Source organism: Exiguobacterium sp. EA-TM-5, from assembly GCF_053878415.1.
The window spans coordinates 573,981-600,695 of the sequence record NZ_CM132670.1 but is presented as its reverse complement, the minus strand read 5'-3'; the positions used below and the strand labels follow the sequence as shown (position 1 = coordinate 600,695).

The 26,715-nt window shown below is 44.1% G+C and carries 23 protein-coding genes; 10 read left to right on the top strand and 13 right to left on the bottom strand.

What is annotated here, in order from left to right; genetic code table 11:
• Positions 1-132: 132 nt before the first annotated feature.
• Complete coding sequence (locus ACV3PA_RS03180; protein ID WP_053452059.1) at positions 133-1,629, top strand: M4 family metallopeptidase; 1,497 nt, start codon at positions 133-135, stop codon at positions 1,627-1,629.
• Between the two features lie 108 nt (positions 1,630-1,737).
• Here ACV3PA_RS03180 and ACV3PA_RS03175 read toward each other — a convergent pair whose 3' ends face one another.
• The 4 genes from ACV3PA_RS03175 to ACV3PA_RS03160 all read right to left on the bottom strand — a co-directional run bounded on the left by ACV3PA_RS03175 (position 1,738) and on the right by ACV3PA_RS03160 (position 5,234).
• Positions 1,738-2,604, bottom strand: coding sequence for a hypothetical protein (locus ACV3PA_RS03175; protein ID WP_456125615.1), 867 nt, complete (start codon positions 2,602-2,604; stop codon positions 1,738-1,740).
• 67 nt (positions 2,605-2,671) lie between these two features.
• Positions 2,672-3,655 (bottom strand): YhdH/YhfP family quinone oxidoreductase, encoded by a 984-nt coding sequence (locus ACV3PA_RS03170; RefSeq protein WP_456125614.1) that lies wholly within the window; start codon positions 3,653-3,655, stop codon positions 2,672-2,674.
• A 255-nt stretch (positions 3,656-3,910) separates the two neighbouring features.
• The gene (locus tag ACV3PA_RS03165) at positions 3,911-4,423 is read right to left on the bottom strand and encodes a hypothetical protein (RefSeq protein WP_456125613.1); all 513 of its coding nucleotides are present in this window, start codon (positions 4,421-4,423) and stop codon (positions 3,911-3,913) included.
• Between the two features lie 43 nt (positions 4,424-4,466).
• The gene (locus ACV3PA_RS03160) at positions 4,467-5,234 is read right to left on the bottom strand and encodes a hypothetical protein (RefSeq protein ID WP_053452055.1); all 768 of its coding nucleotides are present in this window, start codon (positions 5,232-5,234) and stop codon (positions 4,467-4,469) included.
• A gap of 142 nt (positions 5,235-5,376) precedes the next feature.
• Between ACV3PA_RS03160 and ACV3PA_RS03155 the strand changes: the two genes are divergently transcribed.
• A complete protein-coding gene (locus tag ACV3PA_RS03155; protein WP_456125612.1) occupies positions 5,377-7,014 on the top strand; it encodes a glycosyl hydrolase family 28-related protein in 1,638 nt (545 codons plus the stop codon).
• Positions 7,015-7,058: 44 nt separating this feature from the next.
• On the opposite strand, the gene ACV3PA_RS03150 is transcribed toward ACV3PA_RS03155, so the two are convergent.
• From ACV3PA_RS03150 to ACV3PA_RS03140, 3 genes are all read right to left on the bottom strand, one after another.
• A complete protein-coding gene (locus tag ACV3PA_RS03150; RefSeq protein WP_053452053.1) occupies positions 7,059-7,880 on the bottom strand; it encodes a DUF1028 domain-containing protein in 822 nt (273 codons plus the stop codon).
• 98 nt (positions 7,881-7,978) lie between these two features.
• Positions 7,979-9,382: a YfcC family protein gene (locus ACV3PA_RS03145; RefSeq protein ID WP_456125611.1), complete on the bottom strand. Its 1,404-nt coding sequence runs from the start codon at positions 9,380-9,382 to the stop codon at positions 7,979-7,981.
• Positions 9,383-9,616: 234 nt separating this feature from the next.
• Positions 9,617-9,898, bottom strand: a complete 282-nt coding sequence (locus ACV3PA_RS03140) for a putative quinol monooxygenase (protein WP_053452051.1) — start codon at positions 9,896-9,898, stop codon at positions 9,617-9,619.
• Positions 9,899-10,054: 156 nt separating this feature from the next.
• On the opposite strand from ACV3PA_RS03140, the gene ACV3PA_RS03135 reads away from it, so the two are divergent.
• The 5 genes from ACV3PA_RS03135 to ACV3PA_RS03115 all read left to right on the top strand — a co-directional run bounded on the left by ACV3PA_RS03135 (position 10,055) and on the right by ACV3PA_RS03115 (position 16,290).
• On the top strand, positions 10,055-10,540 hold the full coding sequence (locus ACV3PA_RS03135) for a cupin domain-containing protein (protein ID WP_053452050.1): 486 nt from the start codon (positions 10,055-10,057) through the stop codon (positions 10,538-10,540).
• Between the two features lie 87 nt (positions 10,541-10,627).
• The gene (locus ACV3PA_RS03130) at positions 10,628-11,518 is read left to right on the top strand and encodes an aldo/keto reductase (protein ID WP_456125610.1); all 891 of its coding nucleotides are present in this window, start codon (positions 10,628-10,630) and stop codon (positions 11,516-11,518) included.
• A 13-nt stretch (positions 11,519-11,531) separates the two neighbouring features.
• Positions 11,532-12,464: an aldo/keto reductase gene (locus ACV3PA_RS03125; RefSeq protein WP_456125609.1), complete on the top strand. Its 933-nt coding sequence runs from the start codon at positions 11,532-11,534 to the stop codon at positions 12,462-12,464.
• 84 nt (positions 12,465-12,548) lie between these two features.
• Positions 12,549-12,998, top strand: coding sequence for an OsmC family protein (locus ACV3PA_RS03120; protein WP_456125608.1), 450 nt, complete (start codon positions 12,549-12,551; stop codon positions 12,996-12,998).
• Between the two features lie 127 nt (positions 12,999-13,125).
• Positions 13,126-16,290: a DEAD/DEAH box helicase gene (locus ACV3PA_RS03115; RefSeq protein ID WP_456125607.1), complete on the top strand. Its 3,165-nt coding sequence runs from the start codon at positions 13,126-13,128 to the stop codon at positions 16,288-16,290.
• Here ACV3PA_RS03115 and ACV3PA_RS03110 read toward each other — a convergent pair.
• On the bottom strand, positions 16,265-16,669 hold the full coding sequence (locus ACV3PA_RS03110; protein ID WP_053452045.1) for a (deoxy)nucleoside triphosphate pyrophosphohydrolase: 405 nt from the start codon (positions 16,667-16,669) through the stop codon (positions 16,265-16,267). The two genes, ACV3PA_RS03115 and ACV3PA_RS03110, sit on opposite strands and share 26 nt — an antisense overlap.
• A 179-nt stretch (positions 16,670-16,848) precedes the next feature.
• Between ACV3PA_RS03110 and ACV3PA_RS03105 the strand changes: the two genes are divergently transcribed.
• On the top strand, positions 16,849-18,033 hold the full coding sequence (locus ACV3PA_RS03105) for a class I SAM-dependent methyltransferase (RefSeq protein ID WP_456125606.1): 1,185 nt from the start codon (positions 16,849-16,851) through the stop codon (positions 18,031-18,033).
• 84 nt (positions 18,034-18,117) lie between these two features.
• Here ACV3PA_RS03105 and ACV3PA_RS03100 read toward each other — a convergent pair whose 3' ends face one another.
• Positions 18,118-19,116, bottom strand: coding sequence for a zinc-binding dehydrogenase (locus tag ACV3PA_RS03100; RefSeq protein WP_053452043.1), 999 nt, complete (start codon positions 19,114-19,116; stop codon positions 18,118-18,120).
• A gap of 108 nt (positions 19,117-19,224) precedes the next feature.
• Here ACV3PA_RS03100 and pepT point away from each other — a divergent pair, with 108 nt between their 5' ends.
• Complete coding sequence (pepT, locus tag ACV3PA_RS03095) at positions 19,225-20,460, top strand: peptidase T (RefSeq protein WP_053452042.1); 1,236 nt, start codon at positions 19,225-19,227, stop codon at positions 20,458-20,460.
• A gap of 38 nt (positions 20,461-20,498) precedes the next feature.
• On the opposite strand, the gene ACV3PA_RS03090 is transcribed toward pepT, so the two are convergent.
• From ACV3PA_RS03090 to ACV3PA_RS03075, 4 genes are all read right to left on the bottom strand, one after another.
• Positions 20,499-21,518, bottom strand: a complete 1,020-nt coding sequence (locus ACV3PA_RS03090; RefSeq protein WP_053452041.1) for a WxLIP family cell surface protein — start codon at positions 21,516-21,518, stop codon at positions 20,499-20,501.
• A 22-nt stretch (positions 21,519-21,540) separates the two neighbouring features.
• Positions 21,541-22,236, bottom strand: coding sequence for a WxL domain-containing protein (locus tag ACV3PA_RS03085; RefSeq protein WP_053452040.1), 696 nt, complete (start codon positions 22,234-22,236; stop codon positions 21,541-21,543).
• A gap of 16 nt (positions 22,237-22,252) precedes the next feature.
• The gene (locus ACV3PA_RS03080; protein WP_456125605.1) at positions 22,253-23,713 is read right to left on the bottom strand and encodes a hypothetical protein; all 1,461 of its coding nucleotides are present in this window, start codon (positions 23,711-23,713) and stop codon (positions 22,253-22,255) included.
• A gap of 206 nt (positions 23,714-23,919) precedes the next feature.
• Positions 23,920-24,789 carry a prohibitin family protein gene (locus ACV3PA_RS03075; protein WP_053452038.1) on the bottom strand — a complete coding sequence of 290 codons (870 nt, stop codon included), beginning with the start codon at positions 24,787-24,789 and terminating at the stop codon, positions 23,920-23,922.
• A 299-nt stretch (positions 24,790-25,088) separates the two neighbouring features.
• On the opposite strand from ACV3PA_RS03075, the gene ACV3PA_RS03070 reads away from it, so the two are divergent.
• The gene (locus ACV3PA_RS03070) at positions 25,089-26,711 is read left to right on the top strand and encodes an ABC-F family ATP-binding cassette domain-containing protein (protein ID WP_050678786.1); all 1,623 of its coding nucleotides are present in this window, start codon (positions 25,089-25,091) and stop codon (positions 26,709-26,711) included.
• Positions 26,712-26,715: the final 4 nt, after the last annotated feature.

Sequence of the window (26,715 nt, the reverse complement as noted above, 5' to 3'; positions counted from 1 at the left end):
TTTACACTTAATAATTCAGTACAGGTACTACGGACTATATTCAGAAAATTCTATTTAATCCGAATGACTTATTCTCGCTTTCTTGATTCTTTGGCATAGTTAGACTCAACCCAAACAAGGAGGCGATTTATTTTGAAAAAGTTTCTCGCTACATCGCTTGTCGCAAGTGTACTTGTTGTTCCTACGGTCGTAGGTGCAGAAGGACTTCAGTCTGGTAAGCTCACAAAAGCTTCATCAGAACCCGCTGCAACGATCGTTAAAGATTTCGTGAACAAAAAAGGTGATTTCGCTGTACAGAATGTCGAAAAAGACGGATCTTCACAGATCGTACGTCTCCAACAAGAAGTGGATGGCGTCCCTGTCTTTGGTAGTGTCGTCGTCGGGAACGTTGCGAAAGACGGTACTTTGAAAGCGGTCGTAAACGATGCGGTCAACGTCAAAGGAAAACCTGGTCTCGCAAAAAAAGCGACACTTTCTGAAAAGAAAGCCATCAAGCTTTATCAAAAAGCAATCAAAGCTTCTAAATTCGAAGTCGCTCCAAAAGCAGAGCTCGTCATCTATCCAGTAAAAGATGATGCTGTCTATGCGTATAAAGTCACATCGACTGTCCTCGCTGGCAAAGAGCCATCACGTTGGACGTACTTCATCGATGCGAACTCTGGTAAAGTACTTAACAAGTTCGATCAACTCGCTCACGCAACAGGTACAGACGTTCTCGGACGCAGTGTCACATTCAACACGACACTCAGCGGTTCAACGTACTACCTCCAAGATACGACACGCGGTAAAGGCATCTACACATACGACGCGAAAAACCGTACGTCACTTCCAGGAACACTCTGGGCTGACGCAGATAACGTCTTTAACGCAACATACGATCGCGCTGCTGTCAGTGCACACGTCAACGCTGCGAAAACATATGACTTCTATAAGAACACATATGGCCGCAACAGTTATGACAATGCTGGCGCACGCTTGAACTCATCTGTTCACTATTCGACGAGCTACAACAACGCATTCTGGGATGGAACGAAGATGGTCTACGGTGACGGTGACGGTTCAACGTTCACGTACCTCTCAGGCGCACTTGACGTCGTCGCTCACGAATTGACACACGCTGTCACAGAATACTCGGCTGGTCTCGTTTACCAAAACGAGTCAGGTGCAATCAACGAAGCGATCTCTGATATCATGGGTACAGTAGCTGAGTACTCTGTCGGATCGAACTTCGACTGGCTCGTAGGGGAAGACATCTACACACCAGGAGTCAGCGGTGACGCACTCCGTTCGATGTCGAACCCAGCTGCTTACGGCGATCCTGATCACTACTCAAAACGCTACACAGGTACACAGGATAACGGTGGTGTCCACACGAACTCTGGTATCGTCAACAAAGCCGCTTACCTCCTCGGTAACGGTGGAACACACACAGGCGTAACTGTAACAGGTGTCGGTGTACCAAAACTTGGTGCGATCTACTACCGTGCTCTCACTGTTTACTTGACTCCGAACTCGAACTTCAGCTCACTCCGTGCAGCAGTCGTTCAATCGGCGAAAGACCTTTACGGTTCAACAAGTGCAGAAGCAACAGCTGCAGCGAAATCATTTGATGCAGTAGGCGTCTACTAAGAAAATCTCCTCCCAAAGGATTTTCATATTTCCTCCCGAGTGTCGGACTCGGGAGGTTTTTTGTGCAAAAAAAAAGACGAATTCGCTTGAAGCGAATTCGTCTTTCATTCATTCTTGACCAGGATCACGCGCAAGGCGTAGACGCATCTTGCCGTTATCTGGGAACACTTTTAGTTGTAATGAATCTCCCTCATACCATGTCCCATAGCTCGTATCAACGACGGGCTCACCAAGCGTTGACAGCGCGCTCGTTGAAGCGTTCGTCCAGTCGATTGCTTCAATGATTCCATCCGAGACGACGAGCAAATACCCTGCATTCGAGAAATAATACGTATTGACGGCATCCTTTTGTGTATTACCGACAGCACCGTATTTCGCTTCGAATTCAGCAATCGGTTTTCCGAGATACTGCTCCGGCTTGTCGATGGGTTGGTTAGCAACGGCTTGCGAGAGTGCCGTAAGGACTGCTTTGTCTGATGTTCCTTTCGGTGCTTCCAAACGAACATCACTTTCCGGTAAGTACCCTTCGATACTGTCATTGAGCTTGAGATGGACCATGCCGTCTTTTGCATCTAGTACCTCATAGACATCACCTAAATCCGCTTTGTAGATGACACTACTACGACTCGTATCGCCGTAGACGTTCGCGAACGGACGCGTCACCCAAGCCGCTTGCGCATACTCCGCTGCTTTTTTCTTTGTTTTCTTCTTCTCTGTTTTCGCTTCTTTTTTATCTTTCGTCGCCGCTGTTTCTTTCTTTGACTCATCGTTTTTCGTTGCTTGATCCGTTGTTTTCGGCTTTTCAAGCGTGGATGTTGCTTGAGAAGCATCGTTATTCGTTAACATATACAACCAACCACCGACGATGAATACCGTCGCTAGAATACCGCCGAAAGCAATCCCTCGACGATTGCGTTTCTGTTTCCGTCTTTCTCGACGAGACTGTCGTTCTTGTTCTTGTTGGTGTTCACTCATGTATGGTTCCTCCTGAAAAGTCGACACAGTTTTTTCCCACTATACCACCAATGTTTACTCGAAATATTTAAATTTCGATGACAGTTCGACCACGATGACGAGAAGTCAGCAAGGCTTCTGCGATTTCTGGTAAGTCTTTTAGTGCTTTGACGTCGACTTCTGACGCAAGACTGACTTGCCACTCATTTGCTAAACGTTGCCATAACTTTTCTCGGTATGCAATCGGAGTTTGGACCGCATCGATTCCGATCAAACGAACGCCACGTAGAATGAAGGGATAGACTGTCAACGTCATCTCTGCTCCACCGACGTTCCCACATGTCGTCACGACACCACCATACTGTACGAAGCGAATGACGGATGCGAGTAATGGTCCACCCACCGTATCAATGACGCCGGCATATGTTCCTTTTTTTAATGGACGTTCCGTTTCTTCTAGGAACATAGCGCGGTCTAATACCTCAGCAACACCTTTTTCAAGCAACCGTTCTTGTTCTGCTCGTTTACCAGTTACGGCATGTACTGTGTATCCTAGGCGGATGAGTAAAGCAATCGCAATCGTACCGACGCCACCCGTTGCGCCTGTCACAAGGATCGGTCCTGCCTCTTTCGAGACAATTCGTGACAGTTCATCGATCGATTGTGCTGCCGTCAACCCTGCCGTTCCATGTCGCATCGCTTCTAACGGAGTGATTGCTTCCGGGAGTGGCGTCACCCACTCGGCTGACACACGTATGTATTCTTGAAACCCTCCAGAAGTGTTCATTCCAAAATCAAAGCCATTGACGACGACGGCTTGCCCCGTTTGAAACCGTGCATCTGTCGTCTGTTCGATGTATCCTGCTGCATCAACGCCTGGTGTATGTGGATAAGATTTCGTCACCCCTCGATTACCAGACATCGATAAAGCATCTTTATAGTTGACGCATGAGTATGTGACACGAATCAGGACGTCTCCCTCTGGTAAATCATCGACATGTTTCGTCTCGATTATTCCCTCATATGATCCGTCTACTTCTCGTACGACGAATGCTGAAAAAGTGTGTTCCATGATTTCTCTCCTTTCTCTTGTGCTTCTCTATACCCTGTTGTTTCCATCGACACACTAAAAATCCCTGCCGTTTCTCAAAGAAACGACAAGGACCGGGGACGGAAAAAAGCATCAGGGTTCCATAGGTGGTAAAAGGTAACAGGTCATTCTGTCAATGGTTCGTGGTCATCGGTTTGCCGTCGCCATCTCTTCTCCACAGAGGAAAATTGAGGTCCGTCCCTTACCCTTGACGAGGAGTCTCACCGCGTCAAGGAGTTACATATAACGTCCACCGTCAAAATCAATCGTCGTCTGGTAGTTCGCAGCATTAATCGCATTGGATACTTTATGCGCTTGGCGTTCCACTTCTTCCGCTTTTAGGCGATAGGCATCGGGATCAAATAAGGCATGACGAATGATTGTCGTCCCTTCAAATCCATATTGGAACTCGCGTTTCGGTCGACTTGCAAGCATCTGATAGTTTTGTGATTTGGCCCGCAATTGGGTAGCCCACTCGATTGCTTCGACGAGCGGCATTTCTCCTTCATCTGTCACGATCACGGTGTTTAGATTCGCCGTATAGACGAGTCGATCCAAGACTCGCATATCATGACGTACGATATCCATTGCGGCTTCGACGTCGATTAAGGTCCGTCCTTGTTGCGCGGGGAGTGCTTCTCCCTTCTCTAAATCAATGAACGCTACGCGCTCCATTTCTTCGATTAGTTGATCGAGTTGCTTCCTCAAAATACTCTTTAGTTTCACGGCATCTGCTAGGTACATCATCATCTCCCCTTTCCTGTTCCATTTACGTCATTCGTTTCAAAAAGTTTCAATCAAACTGATGGAAGAAGGCTCCGAATTCTCTCTGAATCGTTTGCTTGTCCATCTCCGATATCGTAGTAGCTCGTTCTGTGTAGCGTTCTAAGAGATAGGTTTTTGTTAGGATAGGTGAAGGTTGGAATCCGATACGCAGGCACCATTCCTGAAGTGTTTCTGTATCATGTCGCTGTAAGCGGACCGGGAGTATGTGATTGAACTGGATGAGTTGTTTGCGAATCCAGGCATCTGGTAGCTCGATCGGGTTCTCAGTTGAAACAAAGTCGTTAGCTAGGGACTGTGACGGGATGTCAGCTTTTATCGATTCCTCGTCTTGTTTCTTGGTCTTTCGACGTTTCCGCCAAACGATATAGCTTATTATGACTAGAGGAAGAACAAGCAGGCTCATAAGTAGCATCGATAAGGACGATCGTCCCTTTCCATTCAAGATCTGCTCGACATTTTTGAATCCTACAATGATCACATTATTTGGTTTTCGTTTGATTTTTTTTATTGGCTCAGTCTTTTGATTCGTTTTCCATGCACGCCCATCTTCGTCATCCTGAACAGGTTTTTTAGAAAACCATGAACGAAATGGAATATTCAGCGGTTTGCCGTTTTCTGGACAGTCTTGTTTACATAGTCTAGGTGTATCGGTCCCGGACGTTTGAACCGCTTTTGGCTTTAATGCTTGAACAACCGCTTCCGTCAGCGGCTTACCGATTCCTAATATCAGCAAAATCAGTCCGATACCCATTACGAGTCGTTTGCGAAGTGACATCAGAAGCCCACCCTTTTTAAAATCCATTATAATCCATTTTAAAATTTTATGTGTATTTTAATGGATGTTATGAAACGAGGAATGATTGTTCAAAGAGAGGGGAAAAGGGTAGACAGACCTATTTAGAGAGGGGAACCATTTCATGTTAAAACTCGATCACACGCATGATCCGTATCAAAATGCGGCGTTGATTCAGGAATACGTTGAAACGTCAACCAATGAACAAGCTGTTCGGCAAGCGGAACAACTGCTACACGATAGTGCATTCGTCGCACCACGACGTGATCCCAATCTCAGTCGGACGCTCCGTTCAATGATCTCACCATTATTTTTAACGAATCGTAATAAATATATTCTACCGTTGACACCGGCTTTCGTAACGCCACGCGATGAGATTCGTCCAAGTTGGTTCGGTCGACTCAATCATGAGTTCGAACGTTTGATTAGCGAAGTCGAACTCGTTGATGTCACCACCTACGGTGCGGTTGGTGATGGACAAACAGATGATACTCAAGCGTTCATCGACGCACTCGGTGATGGACATCGACAAGTCCATGTCCCAGCCGGTACGTACATCGTTCGAGGGATTCGCTTACCTAGTTACACGATCTTAACGGGGGCAGGAAAAGGAAAGACGATCTTAAAGATGCACGATGATTCGCCAAAAGGTCGTCGTCTCGTGACGAACCAAAATTACCTCCTCGGCAATCATCATCTGCTCGTTGAGAAAATGACGCTCGATTGGAACATTAAACGCATCGGTGACGCGAAGAAAAGCAGTACATGGGGGAATCACTCCAGCTGCCTCACCTACGCGCATGTCACCTATGGCTGGGTCTTTGATGTCGAAGCCGCCAACCCAGGACTCCACTGTTTTGATATCTCGACACCGTATTACAATTACAACGGGGACGGGGCTCGAGCGAACTTAAGTAGTTCATTCATCTGGTTCGATGGATTAACCGGTTACGGGTTCGGAGACGACGGGATCACGACGCATCATAGTGACCACCTCTTCATTTCAAACTGTTTCATGCATGACCCGAGTGGACGCGCCCATGCAGAAGGCTTTTCCAATTCAAACGGGATTGAAATCGATGATGGATCACGCGACGTCTGGTTATTCAATAACGCAACAAGCCGTTGCTTCGGTGGGCTCGAAATCAAGGCACATGCGACCTCTTCTGCCGCCTCCACCGTCAAAATCGTCGGTCATCTATCGATTGATGATCATCGTGCTTTTAACTTCCGTCACATCGGGCACCATCAAGCAAGTGATCCAACGTCTCAGACGGCTTACAATATCGTCGCAACGCGCTTGATTGCGCAGACTCCTCAGTATACGGAGTTATATGCGAATTCAAAGCCGCGTGCACTCGTCGTTTCGGCGTACCGTAATGTCGTCATTCACGATTTTACGGTACTCGGTGATCCGTATTATGACTACCAAGAACAACCAATGATCGGGATTCAATATAAGGCACGGAACGTCACGATCAGCCAGTTGAAAATGAGCGGATTCCGACAAGCTAAAACGGATATTCAAATCTTTGGTGGAGAAAACGGTGCTGAGGATGTATGCCTTCGTGATATTCGAATCGAGGATTCCGCCAAGCACGGGATTACGATTGGTCCTGACATCACTCGCGTTAAGTTAACGAATGTGGCACTCAAAGGAGACGGGACAGTTGGCTTGAATGCCAAATCGGAACCGGAGATGGAACGTTTCATTGCGACTGGATTTAAAGTACCGATTCGGGCCCAGTCGACGCAAGCATGAACAAAATGACAGGATGGACCGCACCGCAGTCCATCTTGTCATTTTCATTGTGATCGAATATAGGCGAGAACACGTGTATCAATCGCACGATCTTCTTGTTCGCGCATCTCAAAGTTTTCTGTATGCAGATATGTCCGGAACGCGTCTGCGAAATCACCTCGATAACCAAGAGCTAATAATTTATCCATCAACTCTGACTCAAGCGCATCATCAATCGGCTTGATTTCTTCTGGCTTACTCGGTTGTAGGTAGAGCGTATGCAGTTGATAGATGCGCTCGAGTTCTTCAATTGGACTCGGGTGATCGTCAACACGTAAGTCAATATAGCGGTCGTTAAATCCGCCGTATCCGCCACCTTCTTTGACGACGAGCAGTGCTGCTGATTGCATCCCGCGTGAATCACCACCTGCAGCTTGCCCAGCTGCTAACGCACGCAATAATCGTTCTGCAAGCGGACCTTGCGTCGATTCAAAGACGCGTGCCATCTCTTTGACCGTATTGCCGTCTACGAGGATATTACCTTGCGCTGCAAAATGTTTCCCGGCGATACCGCCTGCCCAGTCATTACATCCTTCTCCCGTGAATGTCGCACTCTTTCCTGTAGCATCGATGATCCCGACTTGACGATCGGCTCGCCCTTCGTCTGCTTCCGTCAATCGCCGTAACACTTCGTCAGCAGAAGCGCCTTGTTCGATCATCCGTAACCCTTCTGGACCATACGTCGTGTTCGCAAACGATTGTGTCGCGACAGCACCTACTCCCGCCTTCGCAAACGGTACAGCACTCCCGACCGCTAAAAATTTCGACTGAACGGCAACGCCCCACGCTTGTTCTTTTTCACAATAACCGACGATTGAATATGTCACTTCAGTTCCCCCTTTAGTCATTCTCTATCCGTTCGTGATAACGCTTCCCGATTCCTGCAACGAAAAAACCTTCCGGACGTCTGTCCGGAAGGTCAACATCATTGAATACCAAGTGTTACAGCAAGTAATAAGGCGGCACATGCTAAGGCAATCCAGATCGCGAAGAGCTTCCAGACGAAACGAAGCCATTTTTCATAAGGAATTCCTGCAATTGCGAGAAACGCCATCAAATGCGCACTCGTCGGGAAAATCATGTTCGTCAGTCCATCTCCATATTGAAATGCTAAGACAGCGACTTGACGCTCGATTCCGAGTAAATCAGACAATGGTGCCATGATTGGCATCGTCGTCGCCGCTTGTCCACTCCCCGATGGAATGAAGAAGTTCGTAATCAGCTGAACGACGTACATCCCGATGACGGCGAAGAACGTCGGTAAATGTCCTACAGCATTCGATAAGCCGTAAATGACCGTATCAATGACACGTCCTTCTTCGAGAATGACGACGATCGCACGGGCAAATCCAACGATCAATGCACCGAACGTTACCGCTTTCGCACCGTCAATCAAACTTTCAAACGTCCCATTCACACCAAGTGTGACGATTCCTGCCACCATCCCGATGATGAGAAAGGAAGCTGTCAATTCTGTCAAATACCAGCCCCACTCGAAGATTCCGATGACATTGAGTGTGATACCACCGATTAAAACGAGTAAGACGAAGGCATGACGTTTCGAAAAGCGTGAAATCGTCGTCGCTGCTTCTTCCGCACGACTTTGTTCAAGATCATGAACTAAACTACGCGTTGGGTCATGCTTGACCTTCCGAGCGTAGTTCATGACATAAAGAATCGTTACGATTAAAAAAACGACATAGACAGCGGTCCGATAACCGAGACCACTAAAGAGTGGAACTTCGGCAATCGATTGAGCAACACCTACCGTAAATGGATTCAACATCCCACCGGCAAAACCAACGGCCGCTCCTAAACTGACAATCGCGGCTCCTGTCATCGCGTCATAACCGAGCGCACGCGCGAGCATGATCCCAATCGGTACGAAGATGATCGTTTCTTCTGCCATACCAATCGTCGCCCCAGCAATCGAAAAGACGAACATCGTCATCGGAATCATGATGTGCCCCTGTTGACCAAACCTGCGAATCAATTGATTGATTCCTGCTTCAATGGCGCCTGTTTGACGAATAATTCCGAAGACACCACCGACTAAGAAAATATAAAAGATGATCGCGGCGCCTGCTTCCATTCCTTTAGGGATCGCTTCAAATAAACCAAAGAGATTGACCGGTGCAGATTCTACTGCGCGATACGTACCATCGATGACGACAGTCTGTCCGTCCTGCTTTTCACGATCGAATTGTCCTGCTGGGAGCGTATACGTCAAGATGACTGAGATGATGAGAATTGCCATAATGATGGCATATGTATGAGGCATCTTGAAGAATGATCGCTTCGACTCTGGTGCATCCGTTCGTTCATTCATGATAAAAGCCTCCTTTGTTGTGTCTTTATCAGAATAATGCCCTATTCAGGGAAAAACTAACAGTTTCAATGAAATGTCATAGGATTGTAAAAGAAAAGTGGAATACTTCTAACTAAAGTCTCGATAAAAATAGATGTTCTGAACAATCATATCGTATGAAACAAAAAAGGAAGATATTCTAGGTCATGAACCTAGAATATCTTCCTTTTGATGTGTTAGGTCAGTTGCTTACAATCATGCTTGGAACGATTGAACGTCTAACGGTTTAGCAAGAGCCGTTTGAGCAAATGCAACGAATTGTCCGAAATGAGCACTTGTGTTGTGTGCTTCGATTGCAGCTTGATCTTCCCATTTTTCAATCATCATGAAGACATTTTCGTCTTCTGTGCTTTGAAATAGATCATAGCCGATGTTTCCTGCTTCATTGCGTGATGCTTCCACTAATGCTTTTGTCGCTTCTAAAAATTCTTCTCGTTTTGCTGGTTGTACTTCTAATTTTGCTTCGATGGCAATCATCGTAAAGCCTCCTTTGAAATTTCGTTAACTTAAGCATCTTAGCACCTCCCAATTCGTTATGCCATAAAGATGCTCGGACGATTGATGATATTTAATTACGGGTAATTACAGAGGTAATTATTACTTTGTGCCACATCAAAGAAAGGAGCAACGAAGATGCGCTTGGAGGTATTTTATTTTGAGGATGACGGACACATTCCAAACAACCCTACTTTTCCAGTATTGATTTATCGGCATGTGTTTGACGAAACCTCACGGATTGAACAGACTTTCCATGCACACGACTGGCGTAACAGCTGGGTGGATGGCATTTTTGACTTTCATCACTATCATAGTATCGCGCACGAAGTAATCGGTATTCTTGAAGGACACGCGACCGTTCAACTCGGCGGTCCGCTCGGTAAGACGTTCACTTTAACGAGCGGAGATGTTCTTTTACTTCCTGCTGGCACCGGACACAAAGCACTCGATACGAGTCGACACTTTCGAGTGATCGGTGCCTATCCGAACGGTCAACACTACGATACGTTGACCGGCAACGCGAATGAACGCCCTGATAATTTAAAACGAATTGCTCAAGTCGTGCGCCCAAATCAAGATCCTGTATTCGGCGATCACGGTCCCTTGTTTGAGCATTGGTGACGTCTCATTCTCTTAAAGAAGACGTTTTTGTTCGCAGTTGGCGTGGTAAACCCTACTATTGTCTCTCTACTTAAAGGAGGAAAATCGATGAACGCAACAGAAAAGACGTTGATACTTGCTGCATTGAAGCAAAAAACGGTGACGTTTCCCGATCAGACACATGTACGCGCACTCGGACAAGGCACATGGCGGATGGGAGAAGAGTCGGAGAAATATGAGGCTGAAATCGAAGCGCTCCGTGTCGGACTCGACAGTGGGATGGAACTCATCGATACAGCAGAGATGTATGGAGAAGGTACTTCTGAAGAATTGATTCGTGACGCGATCGCAGATCGACGCGAAGAAGTCTTTCTCGTCTCGAAAGTCTACCCACATCGCGCCGGTGGAGAAGCGTTAAAGAAAGCTTGTTCCGAAACGCTTAAACGCCTTGGTACGGATTATCTTGATCTCTATCTCCTGCACTGGCGTGGTGATATTCCCCTGAAAGAAACCGTCGAAGGACTGGAAGCCTTAAAACAAGAAGGCAAGATTCGCCGTTGGGGTGTATCAAACTTTGACGTATCAGACATGAAAGAACTGTTGGCGCTACCAAACGGTGATCAGTGTGCTGTCAATCAGGTACTCTATCACCTCGGCTCACGCGGAATCGAGTACGAACTGCTCCCGTTACTACGCGAGCATGGTATTCCAGTGATGGCGTATTGCCCACTAGCTGAAGGTGGTTCATTACGCGATCAACTCTTAAATCATCCTACCGTCGAAGAACTCGCTGAAACACACGGTGTTGATCCAGCACAGATCCTACTCGCATGGGTCATTCGTGAAGGCGACGTTATCGCGATTCCAAAGGCAGGACAAGCCCATCACGTCGAAGCGAACGGTCGCGCCGCACTCCTGAATTTAACAGAGGAAGAACTCGCCGCACTCGATCAAGCGTTCCCAGCACCTACACAAAAAGAACCACTCGATATCGTTTAAGGAGGTCATTTTCATGACAAAACATGTTCAACTCGGTCAATCTAATCTATTCGTTCATCCAATCGGTCTCGGTACGAATGCCGTCGGTGGACATAACTTATATCCGAACCTTGACGAACAGGCTGGATGCGATCTCGTCCGCGTCGCCTTAAAACAAGGGATCAACTTCCTGGACACTGCATTCATCTACGGACCAGAACGTTCGGAGGAACTCGTCGGTGAGGTCTGGAATGACACGGTCGCTCGAGAAGATGTCGTCCTCGCAACGAAAGGTGCGCATCAGTTTGTTGACGGGAATGTCGTCATGAACAACTCACCAGACTTTCTCCGTCAATCGGTCGAAGAGAGTTTAAAACGTCTTAAGACAGACTATATCGATTTGTATTACATTCATTTTCCAGATGAATCAACACCGAAGGACGAAGCAGTTGCTGCACTCGCAGAACTGAAAAAAGAAGGGAAAATCCGCGCAATCGGTGTCTCGAATTTCTCACTCGAGCAATTGAAGGAAGCGAACAAAGACGGACATGTCGATGTCTATCAAGGGGAATATAATCTATTCAAACGGGACGCAGAAAAAGAACTTTTACCGTACATCGTTGAGAACGGTATGTCGTTCGTCCCTTACTTCCCACTCGCTGCTGGATTATTGGCTGGGAAATATACAAAAGAGACGACGTTTGATGATTTACGAAAAAACGATCCGTTGTTCCAAAAAGAGGTTTTCGAACAAAACCTCGCAAAAGTCGATCAACTGCGTCCGATCGCAGAAGCGCATGATGCGGAAGTCGCACACATCGTACTCGCATGGTATTTGGCACAGGACGGCATCGATGCCATCATTCCGGGTGCAAAACGACCGGATCAGGTGACGGATACGTTGCGTACGTTAGATGTTCAGTTGTCGCAAGACGATATCAAAAAAATCGATCAGATCTTTAGCTAACGTGCTGCTTCCTCATGCAGATGAGCAGAAAAGGCGAAAAATCATGCTGAACTTCGTATGATGGAGGCATGGAGGCGATTGATCATGAAGCACCACTTTCATTTAACCGCAGACTGGCCGGGTAATCGTAATGACGTCGGTCAGATCGAGACGGGTGAGTTAAAAACAAAAATCTCAATTCCGGATGCCATGAATGGTCCGGGTGTTGGCACGAATCCGGACGAAATGTTACTTGGGGCTGCTGCTACGTGTTATATCATCACGCTTGCCGCGATGCTCGAGCGTAGTCACATTCCTAAAGTCTCGTTAACGATGGAATCTGAAGGTATCGTCGATGTCACGAACGGTGTCTTCACATATGATGCGATCATTCATCGTCCGAAACTTTTATTACCATCCGATCTGTCAGATCGTGATATGGAGAAGGCGCGACGTCTTGCTGAAAAAGCAGAAGGCTCATGTATGATTACGCGGGCACTAGCTGGTAATGTCAAAGTATCGCTTGAGGCTGTCGTGGAGCGAATCACAAATTAACAAACAAAAATCATCGTTTAACTTTTTAGTTAAACGATGATTTTTTTACTTTATTTATCTATTTATTGGTATATTATTGATGAATTACTCATTATAAATACCATTTACTATCATTCGGAGGATAACTATGTCTTATTATGAAACACTACGTTCTTCAACTGAAACTAACTCACAATCCGATACCACAAGTGTCTCTGTACCAGCACATGACTATACAACAGAATTGCTTACGCATCTTAATCAAGTACTATATCAATCTTTAGACCATTTACAAAAACAAGATAAATCTGATCAAATGGTTGAAACGGTCAATGAATGGCTCCTGCATTTAAATCAACCTCCGATCGACTCGCCGCTTCATCGTGAACTCACTACTAGCACAACACATGCTTTACCTACACAATATAAAAATTCTTTGCGTGCTTGGGAACTCATTGCTCCTGGCCAACTTGAACAGGAACAGTTATTGCATCATATTAATCAAGAATTATGGACAGCATCTGCTGCTGATTGGATGGTGAGTTTTACACGACATTCTGGAATCCAGACGCTTATCCCAGCCTTAAAAGAAGCAGAAGCTCAAAATAAACCAATCCGCATTTTGACTTCATTTTATATGAATATTACAGAAGCGAAGGCTATCCGACAGTTGATGGAATTCAGTAATATCGAAGTAAAAATTTATGAACCGATAAAAAAAAATCATGCGTTCCATCCGAAAGCCTATTTATTTTCTCGTCCTGATCAGTTGGATAGTGCTATTGTTGGGTCCTCTAATTTATCAAAGTCGGCTTTAACACACGGTCTGGAATGGAATATTCGTATACCTTCTACACCCGTCACAACATTAGTCACTCAAGCGAAAAGCTTGTTTGAGCAGCTTTGGAATAGCCACGAAGCTACTATATGTACAGAAGAATTATTACTTCAATACGAACGGTACCAACGAGAAACACCACCTATAAAATCATTTTCTATCCGCGATACAATTGCCGAAACCGCTGTCGATTACACCGTTATTGAACCAAACCTCATGCAGATTCCGGCTTTAGAAGAACTGGATCGTTTGCGTGAGCGAAAAGAAACAAAAGCAATGGTCATTGCGGCAACAGGAACGGGGAAAACGTACTTAGCAGCATTTGATGTACGTCAAGCTCAGGCTAAAAAGGTATTATTTGTTGCACATCGTGGAAAGTTACTATCACAAGCTGAGCATACATTTAGGCAAGTTTTTTCAAATGAAAGTTATACATTTGGTAGATATTCAGGATCACAACAAATTCAAGATGCACAATTTACCTTCGCTACGGTTCAAACACTTTCAAAAGAGGTTCATCTTAATCAATTTTTACAGGATACGTTTGACTACATCATTATTGATGAATTCCATCACGCTTCATCTTCTTCTTACCAAAACATTCTTAACTATTTTACACCTCAATTTTTGCTTGGCGTAACGGCAACACCAGAACGAATGGATGGTCAAAATATCTTCCAGCTTGTTGACTATAATGTTGCTTACGAAGTACGTCTGTATGATGCTTTAGCACAAGATTTACTTTCACCATTCCATTATTTTGGGATTCAAGATGATGAATCGATTGATTATTCTCTTATTCCTCAACAAAACGGCTTTTATGTAGAACAAGATCTTGTTGTTGCACTCGAACGATCAACACGAACAGATTATATTATTGAAATGATTCGTAAATTTGGATTCAGTGGTAATCAAGCTGTTGGTTTAGGATTCTGCGTCAATATCAATCATGCAGAGTTTATGGAGCAAGAATTTAAACGACATCAGATTGAAGCAATGGCTGTTACAAGTAAACAGTCCGAAGATGAACGCGAAGAGGCCATTCGCCGACTAGAGGACGATCAAGATCCACTGCAATATATTTTTACAGTTGACTTGTTTAACGAAGGAATTGATATTCCAAAAGTCAATCTAATGCTATTTTTACGTCCAACGGAGTCTCCTACTATTTTTATTCAACAATTGGGGAGAGGCTTACGTAAACATAGCTCAAAAGAATTTGTTACGATTTTAGATTTTATCGGAAATAGTCAAAAGGCTTTTGTTGCACCACTTGTGTTGTCTGGTCAACAATCGTTTCATTCTATTGATCGTTATAAAATTGCTACTGCTGTAAAACAGCATTTTCCGATTTTACCGGAAGGGTCTTTAGCCATTCTAGATTCAATTACAGAAAGATTTATTATTGAACAAATGAAAAAAATAGAGTTTTCAGCTAGCAAACAGCTCCGTGAAAGTTATCAAAGACTGACACGCATGATCGGAAATCCTCCAAGTTTAAATGATTTAGTTACGCATAAAGACGCACCAGCTATTGAAAGTATTGTTCAGCAATGGAGAAGTACATTACGTCTTAAACAACTTGAAAAACATGCTACCAAGGAAGAATTACGTTTATTACAAGATGATACTACACGCAAAATTGTTGAACAGCTCGAAGGACTATTCCCAATTCGTGAGCCCTTCAGTTTATTGATTTTAAAACATTTACTAAATCATCCTTCTGCTTCAGTACAAGATATTGAACAAGAAGTTTTCAAAGAATTCGCCTTATCGACGAATCACTCTTTTTTAAAGCGACCTATTATTCATCATCTTTTTGAACGCTGGTCTACTGCGTTTAAAAATGATCGTATTCAATTGCTAGATGCTGTATTAGAAGAGCGCTATCGCTTTTCAAATACAGTCGTCCAAGCACTTCAACAATCAACTGAATTACGTTCATATATGATGCATTTTATCCAAGCAGGTCTACTTGCATTTCATCAACTACCAGATCGAATTAATTGGTTGATCGAAGACCAGGCGTTTCTATTACATCAAACATACAATCGTTCTATTATCCAACGCCTTCTCTGTTCACCAAGTCAGGAAGGTTCTTGGCGTGAAGGCGTAGCTCAAGCTGGTGACGACTACATTTTATTTGTGAATTTACACAAAGATGAAGCCATTAATGAGCAACTAAAATATAACGATTATTTCTTAGATCAATATCGTTTCCATTGGCAGTCTCAAAGTAATGCAACTGCTACAGGTAAAGCCGGTACTTTATATCAAAACCATGAGAGCGAAGGAATTCGTATTCATTTGTTTATGCGTAAAGCAGATAAAGAACAAGGAAAAACGCTACCGTTCACATACTTTGGCCAGTTAAAGCATCTTCAAAGTACAGGCTCTAAACCGATTAGTGTGACTTGGTCACTTCATTCTCCACTATCAATTGAACTGTTTAAGGAGTGGCAAACTCTTTCTTAATGTACTCAACTGCAGGAATATCGGCAGGAGCCCATTCAAGCTGATCAAGGTCTGAAACAGACACCCAGCGAAGCTCTGCATGTTCTACAGCAATCGGTTCTCCTGTTACGATTTCAGCTTCAAACGTATGAAGCGTAACAATAATAGCATCGTACTCATAAGTCGTTTTTTCTACGGGGTGTTTAACCTTAATATTACATTTTAACTCTTCATTGATCTCGCGAATTAAAGACTGTGATGGCGTTTCATGTAACTCAATTTTCCCACCAGGAAACTCCCATAAGTTTGGTAATGACATCTTGCTACTACGAAGTGCGCATAAAATTTCATTACGATGGTTGCGAATAACCGCTCCCACAACTTGAACATGTTTTTTCATTTTTTTCACTCCAAGTTATTATAAGTTTTATGATCTTTGCTTATCATAACAAAAACCGTTATTCCTTTGACTCATACAAGGGATAGCGGTTTTATTTTATATCTAGTTATCCACATGTGGATAACCCCATTTATGGTATACTAATGGCACTTATCCACAAGTAGAAATGAGGAAATTAGATGTCCCGTGAACTCTATCCCATCGTCGTCAAACCCGAATGGATTGAAACGATTCAAAGCGGTTATCCCGCGTTACGCAAGGAAATGTTCGAGTCCTTGCAACATGTCAAAGATGCAGGCGGACTGCTTCATCTGATGACAGAACATAAAGAATACCTCGCGACTGGCTATTTTGGCAAGCAAGAAAAAGGTGTTGGTTGGACACTCTCGATGGATGAACAGGACACGATTGATGTTGCTTTCTTCAAACAGCTTTTTGAACAAGCTCTAGACAAAAGAAACGATTTTTTTGAAGAAGAGTCCGAAGCTTTCCGTATCTTTAATGGTGCAGGTGATGGTATCGGTGGACTGTCGATTGATTGTTATGACCATCATTACCTCATCACATTCGAAAATGAGGGAATCTATACATTTCGTCCAATGATTCTTGAGGCGTTTGAATCGCTTGTTCACTATAAGAGTATTTATGAAAAACGCGATTTTCTCATCGATCTCCAACCCGTCAAAGGCGACGATTTTTTAGTAGGGGAACGTGGTGATTTTCCAGAAATGCTGCAGGAACTTGAGGCACGATATGCATATGATCTTGACGCAGGCATGCGGACAGGCTTCGATATCGCGCAACGTGAACTCCGTAAAGTTCTGATAGATTCAGTGAAAGAAAAGAACGTACTGAATCTCTTTTCTGATACAGGAACTTTGACAGTAGCTGCACTTCAGGGTGAAGCCTCTCAAACAACAAGTGTTGATTTCTCGACACGTAGTCGAAATAAGACAATAGATAATCTTGCGTTGAACAGTTTTACTCCTGAAAAACAAACAATTTTAATCCAAGATGCGTTCGACTATATCGAACAAGCAGATAAAAAGACTCGTTTTGACGTCGTCTTGTTCCATCCGCCCGTACAAGTCAATACACGGACGCGTCAGTTTCGAACGGAGCAGGATCTTTCCCTTTGGATCCAAAAAGTTATTCATTTGACGAATCGCGGAGGACTCCTTGCGATTACGACAGACAGTCCTGCTCTTGATGCTTCACAATTGAAAAAAGCTGTAGAGCAGGCCTTCAACAAATTGCGCCAAAAATTCGAGGTTGTTTGGGAGCAACCGGAGCAGAAAGATTTCCCGATTCCTCCTTCCATGCCGCAACTCGCTCCAAAAAGTATTCTTGTTCGCCGTAAATGACGTGTTATCTAAAAAATCCGCTACCGAAAATTTCAGTAGCGGATTTTTTATTTTTTTAACAGGAAATGTAAAATAAATGGAGAATCATTTTTTAAGACTTGAATGCACACTTACTTTACCAAAATGTGATGTCTGATCAAATCGTTGATAGAGATCATTTAACGCATCATGCTCATAAGGAATCTGCTCTTCAATCCGAATCTCGATTATACTTTCTTCTACTAATTGTACAAGTTCTGCTAGATGCTTTTGCTGTTGCTTCATCTCATCCGTTTTTCCTTTGAGTAACGGAAGCGCAACGAACACAGCTTCAAGTGATAAGGCTTTACTATGCATCATCGTTAAATCTTGCGTTGTCCGTGTTGCGATTGAAACGATGCGTCCACGCTCTTTTGCGAGTATGAACGATTCTTGCAAATGATCGCCACCGACTGTATCAATGATGACATCAAATCCGTCGAGATTCAGTCGTTTGATCAACGCTTCAGCTGATTCTTCCTTGTACCGGTGAACGCGAATTCCTTTCGCTTCTAGCCAAGCTGCCTTCTCGTCAGAAGAGGCACTTGCTGTGACGTCACATCCATAATGACGAGCGAGTTGAACGGTCAGATGTCCTACCCCACCTGTTCCTCCTGCTACATATATACGGATACCAGGTTGAATCGCGATTCGCTCCTTTAAAATCTCCATCGCCGTCAACCCGATCACCGGTAAACACCCAGCAACTTCAGCCGAGACTCCTTCCGGCCGCAAGACTGCCATCTGTTCAGGCACAAGCATTTCCTCTGCCAACGCACCGGCACGTGTTCCAAGTCCACCACCGAATGCGACGATACGATCGCCGATAGAAAAAGACGTCACACCCTCGCCGATTTCAATGACTCTCCCCGTTACATCGCCCTGGAGAATTCCAGTCGTCGATGCCGCTGCCACATGTCCGAAGAACATCTTCGTATCAAGTGGATTGATGCTCGATCCCTCGACTTGAATGCGTAATTCGTACTTCCCCGCTTTTTCAGGTGTGACGTCTTTTTCTGTAAGTGATGCGTCTTTTCCGTACTGATCGACTACGAATGCTCTCATGAAAAATTCCCCCTTATCGTTATTAGTCTATCATGATTCAAAATTCTCTCACATTAGGTCTTCATGCTATGATGAATATATCTTATGACGAGAAGGGACGTTTTTGATTTGAAACAAGAATTGATTGATCGTCTTACTACATACGTGAAAGTCGATACACAGTCGAACTATGAAAGTACGACAGTTCCAACGACTGAAGGACAATGGACACTGGCTCGATTGCTCGTAGAGGAATTAAAAACAATTGGCATGGAAGAAATAACTGTCGATGACAATGGTTATGTCATGGCAACATTAGCTGCCAACACAGACGCAGACATCCCAACAATCGGTTTCCTCGCTCACCTCGATACGGCAACGGACTTCACAGGCACGAATGTCCGTCCGCAACTTGTCGAATCATATGACGGAAATCCGATCACGTTAAGTGAAGTACCATCCGTGATTCTATCACCAACTGATTTCCCAGCATTAGGCAACTATGTTGGTCATACGTTGATGACGACAGATGGGACGACATTACTCGGTGCCGATAATAAAGCCGGTATCGCAGAAATCATGACAGCGATGCACTATCTAATCACACATCCAGAAATCAAGCACGGTCGTATTCGTGTTGCCTTCACACCAGACGAAGAGATTGGTCGCGGACCACATCATTTCAACGTCGAAGCCTTCGATGCAACGTACGCCTATACGGTTGATGGGGGACCACTTGGAGAACTGGAATACGAAAGTTTTAATGCAGCGGCTGCTAAAATCGTCTTCCACGGAACGAATGTTCATCCGGGAACAGCGAAAGATAAGATGGTCAATTCGCAGAAGCATGCGATGGCGTTCCACGATCGTCTGCCTGGAGAGGAGTCTCCTGAATTCACGGACGGTTTCGAAGGATTCTTCCATCTGATTTCGTTTGACGGTTCTGTTGAAAAGACAACGCTCAACTACATTATTCGTGATTTTGATCGTGAAGCATTCGAAGGGCGCAAACACTTCTTGTCTGCACTCGTTGAGGAATGGAATAAAAAATATGGTGCTGGTAGTGTTGAAATTGACTTACATGATCAGTACTACAACATGCGTGAAAAAATCGAGCCTCATATGCAAATCGTCGATATCGCTCATGCAGCGATGGAATCTCTTGATATCGAGCCAATCATCAAACCAATACGTGGTGGAACGGATGGATCACAACTTTCTTACATGGGTCTTCCGACGCCCAACATCTTCACTGGTGGCGAGAACTACCACGGTAAGTTCGAATTTATCTCCGTTGATAACATGGTGAAAGCGACGCAAGTCATCATCGCCATTGCTAAAGGTTTCGAACAAACCTCACGCTAATCAAAAAGCAGATTCTCAGCTCTGAGAATCTGCTTTTTTCATGCTTGGCGTTGCTGTTTTTTCAAACGATAGATATAACCGATTAATAGGAAGATGATTAAGGTCGATGCAATCATGAGTTCCTTCGACCATTCTCCGACGAATGAATTAGAATTTTCTTCGATATCTCGATCGGGTATCTGTTCTTTCATCTGATTCGCTTGACGCTTTGTAACTTTAAAGCTATCTTTCCACTTCCATGTCTTTTCTTCTCCTTCAACGCGGATACTAATATGATACGTGCCAGGTTCTAGGATTCCTGTCGTTTCAATCGGTGTTTTCATATAAATCGATGGTGCGAATCGAACGTCCATTTGTTTTCGAACCACGACTTTTTTTCCTTTCGTGACGATTGCTTCGAATTTCATCGTTTTACTAATGGTCGGTGCTTGATTCGCTAATTTAACGAAAACAGTAGGTCTTGAAAAAGAGGACTTTGCCTGCACTCCCTCATATGTGATGACGGGTGCAGTCTCTTTGATTGAAGAACGAACTTTTAATCCAATGACGTAGGAATGACGATTTTGAATGCCGATTGTATTGTCGTTGGTCGTTTCACCTTCCGGCTTGCTCTCAATCCGAATACCGGCAAGCAATGTCCCATCCAACTCATTTGACACTTCAAGTGGTAAAGAAACGATTTTCGATTCTCCGCCTTTAATGAATGTTGATTGCGTATTCGGCTTAATGAGATCCGTCAACGAAGTCGATGCTAATGGAACGGATTTTTTCTGATCATAGACGATCAAACCGTTATTATTCGTTGTAGCATTTCGGATTGAAGTTAAAAACGTATGATCAGCGGGTCCATGATTATAGATTCGAACTTGAAGATTCGTCTTTTGTTGCGCTGTCATCCTTAAATCGAAATAGGTCACACCGGAATCGACCTGATACGCATTCGGAACCGCTTCGACCGAAAAATTAACACGATCTTCCGCGAAACTATCTGAAGGTGTCATCCAGACAAAGAATCCATAAAGCAAAACGATTAGACAACCGACTCCCCATCGTTTCATCTCTCTCCCCCCATTTTTCTCATCAATTTACGACATCAGAGAGCGTCCAATCGAGCGTAGCAGTGTGTGTTCCTTCGACCTGAGCGTTGACAGGGACGTTCAGCGTAATGCGTTCGTTATCCGTCCCGTTTCCCTTCCAATAAATTTGCCACGTCGAAAACGTTCCAGCAGCTGATGCTAGAATAACTTTTGCATCTCCCGGATTACCAGGTGTTAAGGTAATATCGCCTGTAGTAGGTTTTGCGGTATTCGACATTCCAATCAAGGTTTGTACATCACCCGCATTGATCGTTAACGTTGATCCAGCCAAGGAATCTTTCCCACCACTATCTTTAAAGGTGCTGAGTTTTACTTTGACATCCCATTTCGTAGAGAGAATACGTCGATCCGTTACTTGTAAAAAGGGCTTTTGATCTTTTGCTTTAAAAAGTGCTTTATTAACAAGTAATTCGTTCGAGCCAAAATTGAAGTTAGGCGCATAATCGAGTGTGAGCGGTCCTGTGTTTCCGGTTGGTGTATTTCCTCCGTTATCCTGAGGTTTATATGGAGTATTCGGGTTTGGTGAGTCTGGATTGACGATGATAGGTGCTGCATTCGTCGTAAATGTGATTTCAGCCTTGGATGTTCCCGTTGAGGTGTTTGCAGCCCACGCAGAAGTCGTTCCTAACATGAAAGCAGTACTTATCAAGATTGTTGAAAAAGCAAAGCGTTTTTTCATCTTTGTTCTCCCCTTTTCATGGTGCATTGACTAAACTCCATTGAATGTCTGCGCTATACGATAAAGGTTTCGGATATTTTCCTGTTAAATCGAGAACAATGCCTTCATTTTCAGCGTACGTCAAAGGTGTCTGATTCGAACTCGCTGACATCGTTCCCGTAGCCACTTCAATAGCGGTTGCTTGCAGCAATTGGGTTTTCGAAGCGGTCTTAAAATAAAGAACATCAGTTAAGACATCACCTGTTGTACTCGTTAAAGGACGACTGAGACTTGCTTGTAACTTCCAGTTAGATCCTGTGGCGTTTTCGTGAGAGATCGCAATCGTCATTGGGGATAAACGAGGAATAATCTTCTCTTGCCCCGTCAACTCATGACTACCGAAATCAAGAGTGTTCGGAGTCGTCAAACGAAATGTTGAGCCAATCATTAAATCCGCTGATGCTGTACTATTACTTAAAATACTTAAATCAATCGCTCCATCGATGACAGCACTTTTAAATGTATATTTGTTTGTAGAATTGATATTTAAATTGTTTATTTCGAAAACCAGTTTATAGTCGATATTGTTTAATAACCCTAGCAACCCTACCGAAATGATCGAAGACGTATTCCAATAAATTGAATTATTTATCTTATCAATGGTAACATCTTCCTTTTTAACAATATTTCCTGACTTGGAATATTCTAAATAAGCACTCTCTGTTTTAATTTTATCCATGATACTTGGTGGAATAATAAAAACAATATATTGTTTATCAGAAAGCCCCAATCCCAAACTAAGAAGTGCGGAAAATCGATTCGTTAATTCAATCGTTTTTCTAGTACCGTCATTTTCAATTTGAACCTCTTGGTAGCTTGCGGTTAAGCTTGAAGTACCTAATAAACTTATGGAAAGTAAGTTAGGAACTACTGTATTTTTTCCTTTGTCTGATTTCGATGTTTCAGAATTAGGTGTGTTTTCTTCGTTGTCATTTGACTGAGGTTGCTCAATTACTGTTGTTTCGTCTTCTTTAGTTGGCGAAGTCTCAGGTGTCGTTGGGTCTTCGTTCTCAGGTGGGGATGTCTCGGATGTCGGTGGGGCTTCACTCTCAAGTGGAGGTGTCTCAGATGTCGATGGGGCTTCACTCTCAGGTAAGGGTGTCTCGGATGTCGGTGGATCTTCACTCTCAGGTAGGGATGTCTCGGATGTCGGTGGATCTTCACTCTCAGGTGGGGATGTCTCGAATGTTGGTAGATCTTCACTCTCAGGTGGGGATGTCTGCTCTAGTTCTAAGAGTTCTTCGCATTGTATCCGTTCTTCTTTCTTCAACAAGTCCTCTTTCATTGGATCATTCAACGTCTCTTCACAAAACGATGACGTCAAAGGGTTTGATATTTCTAGCTCCTCAATCGTCGCATGACTGTGCGGAATCGAAAAACTTGTCGCAAATAGAATCATGAAGATAATAAATGTATTTGGTGATCGATTTTTATACAAAAATTATCCCCTCCTATTTCAATTAAACCATCCTCTTTTACGTTCGTTTTCCTTCTAAATAAGGAAATTAAACCATAAAATTTACATTTAAAAGATATAAAATAAAAATTTTTTTATCTATATACTAAAATTTAGTAACATATCTATCTCTAATCTACTGATTTACTATTAAAGCATAAAAAATAGACCTAAAAATTAGGTCTACTTTATTTCTTTTCTTCTGTTGTAGCATCTGGAATCGGTAATTGAACCATACTCCCTGATCCGCTAACGAGTGGTGACTTCCCGTCCCACTTCTTGACGGCTTCATATTGAATCATTTCTTCCGTCAACGTCTTTTGTAATTCTTTTTGAGCTTTTGCCAAACCTTGCGCTTCGATCAAACGGGCATCGGCTGCCCCTTTGGCTTCGACGCGCAGACGTTCTGCTTCTGCTTTTGCGATTTCAAGATCTGTTTTCTTTTTATCGAGTTCCTGCGATGCTTTGACACGTGCATCAATCGCTTCCTGTGTCTTCTCATCTGGTTTTGGCGCACCAAGTGCGACATCTTCAATGATGAAACCAATCTCTTTGACGTCTTCCGCAAACTGCGTTTGAATGCTCGTCGAAACGTTTCCTGACTTTTCACCAAATAGTTCAAGGACCGTGACTTTCGAGATCTGCTCACGTGATGCGTCATAAAGACGTTGTTTCAAATAACCTTTTGCAATCTCATCGATTTCGATCGGTCCGAACTTGTTGAAGACTTTCGTCACCTTATCCGGTGAGACGGAGAAGCTGTATGTAAAGTCGACGACGATGTTTTTTCCGTCTTTGGTCGCAAGCGTCATGTTTTCAAGCGACTTCGTCTGTGTCCGAATCGGGTACTCCGTCACACGCGTGATCGGTGAAACGACATGCCAGCCTTGTGAGAGCGTCTCGTCTTTAACACCACTTGATGGTGTATAGACGACACCTACTTGTCCGGGTTCGATTTGTTCGACGATGAACGGTGTCGTTGCCAGTAACGCTAATACGAGCACACCGGCAATGATCATCGATGGGCGGATTTTTTTCTTCGGTTTGATTTCTCTCATTCTGAATCTCCTTTATCGATTTTTTCTTGGATATAGCGGTAGAGTTCCATGCCAAGCAAAACGATGAGGGCGAAAAATAATACAGTGAAAAAGATAGCCATCTAAACCCTCCTCTAACGAATTCCTTATCTTCTTTTACGCAACCATCTGGAAAATGTTTCATTTTTTTAAAAGTCTGGTTGCTTATTTTTAAATTCTGTCCTAATATGGAGGGAACTTTGCCTGCTCTACGACAGATCACGATTTGTGGTACACTCGAATGAGCACATCACTTACTAGAAACGAGGGTTCATCTCTATATGATTACAGTACAAAATGTCGGTCTTCGCTTTGCAGACCGCAAATTATTCGAAGACGTCAACATTAAGTTCACACCAGGTAACTGTTATGGTCTAATCGGTGCAAACGGTGCCGGTAAGTCAACATTCCTGAAAATTCTCGCTGGCGACATCGAGGCACAACAAGGCGATGTCATCATCACACCAGGCGAACGCTTAGGCGTCCTTCGTCAGAATCATTACGAATACGAAGAATTCCAAGTCATCGAAGCTGTCATGATGGGACATAAGCGTCTGTATGAAGTCATGAAAGAAAAAGATGCTATCTATATGAAAGAGGATTTCTCAGATGAGGACGGCATGCGTGCTGCTGAACTCGAAGGTGAATTCGCTGAAATGAACGGTTGGGAAGCGGAGTCTGAAGCTGCCATGCTTCTTCAAGGACTCGGCATCAAAGAAAACCTTCATTCGAAGACGATGGCAGAGTTGACTGGATCGGAAAAGGTCAAAGTCTTGCTTGCTCAAGCTTTATTCGGTAAACCAGACATTCTCTTACTCGATGAGCCGACGAACGGACTCGATTTGAAGGCTGTCAAATGGCTCGAAGAATTCTTAATCGGATTCGAAAACACGGTCATCGTCATTTCCCACGACCGTCACTTCTTGAACAACGTCTGTACGCACATGGCAGATCTCGATTACGGTAAAATCCAGCTTTATATCGGAAACTATGATTTCTGGTACGAATCAAGTCAGCTTGCTTCACGTATGGCAAATGATCAAAACAAGAAAAAAGAAGAGAAAATCAAAGAACTTCAAGCCTTCATCGCGCGTTTCAGCTCGAATGCTTCGAAAGCGAAGCAAGCAACGTCACGGAAGAAGTTGCTTGATAAAATCACACTCGACGACATTCGTCCATCGTCACGCCGGTATCCGTTCGTTGGTTTCACACCAGAACGTGAAATCGGAAATGATCTCTTGATGGTCGACGGTATCTCGAAGACGATCGATGGCGTCAAAGTCCTCGATAACGTCCGCTTCTCGTTGAACAAGACGGACAAAGTTGCGTTCATCAGTCAGAGCGATATCGCGATCACGACACTGTTCAAAATCCTCATGGGTGAGATGGAGCCGGATAGCGGTACATTCAAATGGGGCGTCACGACTTCTCAGTCCTACTTGCCGAAAGATAACTCGGAATTCTTCGAAGGCTCGGATAAAACGATCCTCGATTGGCTCCGTCAGTATTCACCGGCAGATGAGAGTGATACGTTCCTCCGTGGATTCCTCGGTCGGATGCTCTTCTCAGGTGAAGAAGTCATGAAGAAAGCATCTGTCTTATCTGGGGGCGAAAAAGTCCGTTGTATGCTTTCAAAAGCAATGCTTAGCGGTGCAAACGTCCTCGTGCTCGACGATCCAACGAACCACTTGGATCTCGAATCAATCACAGCACTCAACGATGGGTTGATCGCTTATAAAGGCGCAATGCTCTTTAGCTCGCATGACCATCAGTTCGTCGAAACGATCGCGAACCGTATCATCGAATTGACGCCGAACGGTATCGTCGATAAAGAAACGACATACGACGAGTACTTGAACAATGATACGATCCAGCAGCAATTAACAGCGTTATACGCACAATGATGTT

What these genes read in the sequence shown, in the direction of transcription:
- ACV3PA_RS03125 (WP_456125609.1), top strand. Translation starts at nt 11,532, where the DNA reads ATGACAAAACATGTTCAACTCGGTCAATCTAATCTATTCGTTCATCCA.
- ACV3PA_RS03170 (WP_456125614.1), bottom strand. Translation starts at nt 3,655, where the DNA reads ATGGAACACACTTTTTCAGCATTCGTCGTACGAGAAGTAGACGGATCA.
- ACV3PA_RS03135 (WP_053452050.1), top strand. Translation starts at nt 10,055, where the DNA reads ATGCGCTTGGAGGTATTTTATTTTGAGGATGACGGACACATTCCAAAC.
- ACV3PA_RS03105 (WP_456125606.1), top strand. Translation starts at nt 16,849, where the DNA reads ATGTCCCGTGAACTCTATCCCATCGTCGTCAAACCCGAATGGATTGAA.
- ACV3PA_RS03155 (WP_456125612.1), top strand. Translation starts at nt 5,377, where the DNA reads ATGTTAAAACTCGATCACACGCATGATCCGTATCAAAATGCGGCGTTG.
- ACV3PA_RS03145 (WP_456125611.1), bottom strand. Translation starts at nt 9,382, where the DNA reads ATGAATGAACGAACGGATGCACCAGAGTCGAAGCGATCATTCTTCAAG.
- ACV3PA_RS03165 (WP_456125613.1), bottom strand. Translation starts at nt 4,423, where the DNA reads ATGATGATGTACCTAGCAGATGCCGTGAAACTAAAGAGTATTTTGAGG.
- ACV3PA_RS03100 (WP_053452043.1), bottom strand. Translation starts at nt 19,116, where the DNA reads ATGAGAGCATTCGTAGTCGATCAGTACGGAAAAGACGCATCACTTACA.
- ACV3PA_RS03070 (WP_050678786.1), top strand. Translation starts at nt 25,089, where the DNA reads ATGATTACAGTACAAAATGTCGGTCTTCGCTTTGCAGACCGCAAATTA.
- ACV3PA_RS03140 (WP_053452051.1), bottom strand. Translation starts at nt 9,898, where the DNA reads ATGATTGCCATCGAAGCAAAATTAGAAGTACAACCAGCAAAACGAGAA.
- ACV3PA_RS03130 (WP_456125610.1), top strand. Translation starts at nt 10,628, where the DNA reads ATGAACGCAACAGAAAAGACGTTGATACTTGCTGCATTGAAGCAAAAA.
- ACV3PA_RS03120 (WP_456125608.1), top strand. Translation starts at nt 12,549, where the DNA reads ATGAAGCACCACTTTCATTTAACCGCAGACTGGCCGGGTAATCGTAAT.
- ACV3PA_RS03115 (WP_456125607.1), top strand. Translation starts at nt 13,126, where the DNA reads ATGTCTTATTATGAAACACTACGTTCTTCAACTGAAACTAACTCACAA.
- ACV3PA_RS03175 (WP_456125615.1), bottom strand. Translation starts at nt 2,604, where the DNA reads ATGAGTGAACACCAACAAGAACAAGAACGACAGTCTCGTCGAGAAAGA.
- ACV3PA_RS03110 (WP_053452045.1), bottom strand. Translation starts at nt 16,669, where the DNA reads ATGAAAAAACATGTTCAAGTTGTGGGAGCGGTTATTCGCAACCATCGT.
- ACV3PA_RS03160 (WP_053452055.1), bottom strand. Translation starts at nt 5,234, where the DNA reads ATGTCACTTCGCAAACGACTCGTAATGGGTATCGGACTGATTTTGCTG.
- ACV3PA_RS03085 (WP_053452040.1), bottom strand. Translation starts at nt 22,236, where the DNA reads ATGAAAAAACGCTTTGCTTTTTCAACAATCTTGATAAGTACTGCTTTC.
- ACV3PA_RS03075 (WP_053452038.1), bottom strand. Translation starts at nt 24,789, where the DNA reads ATGAGAGAAATCAAACCGAAGAAAAAAATCCGCCCATCGATGATCATT.
- ACV3PA_RS03090 (WP_053452041.1), bottom strand. Translation starts at nt 21,518, where the DNA reads ATGAAACGATGGGGAGTCGGTTGTCTAATCGTTTTGCTTTATGGATTC.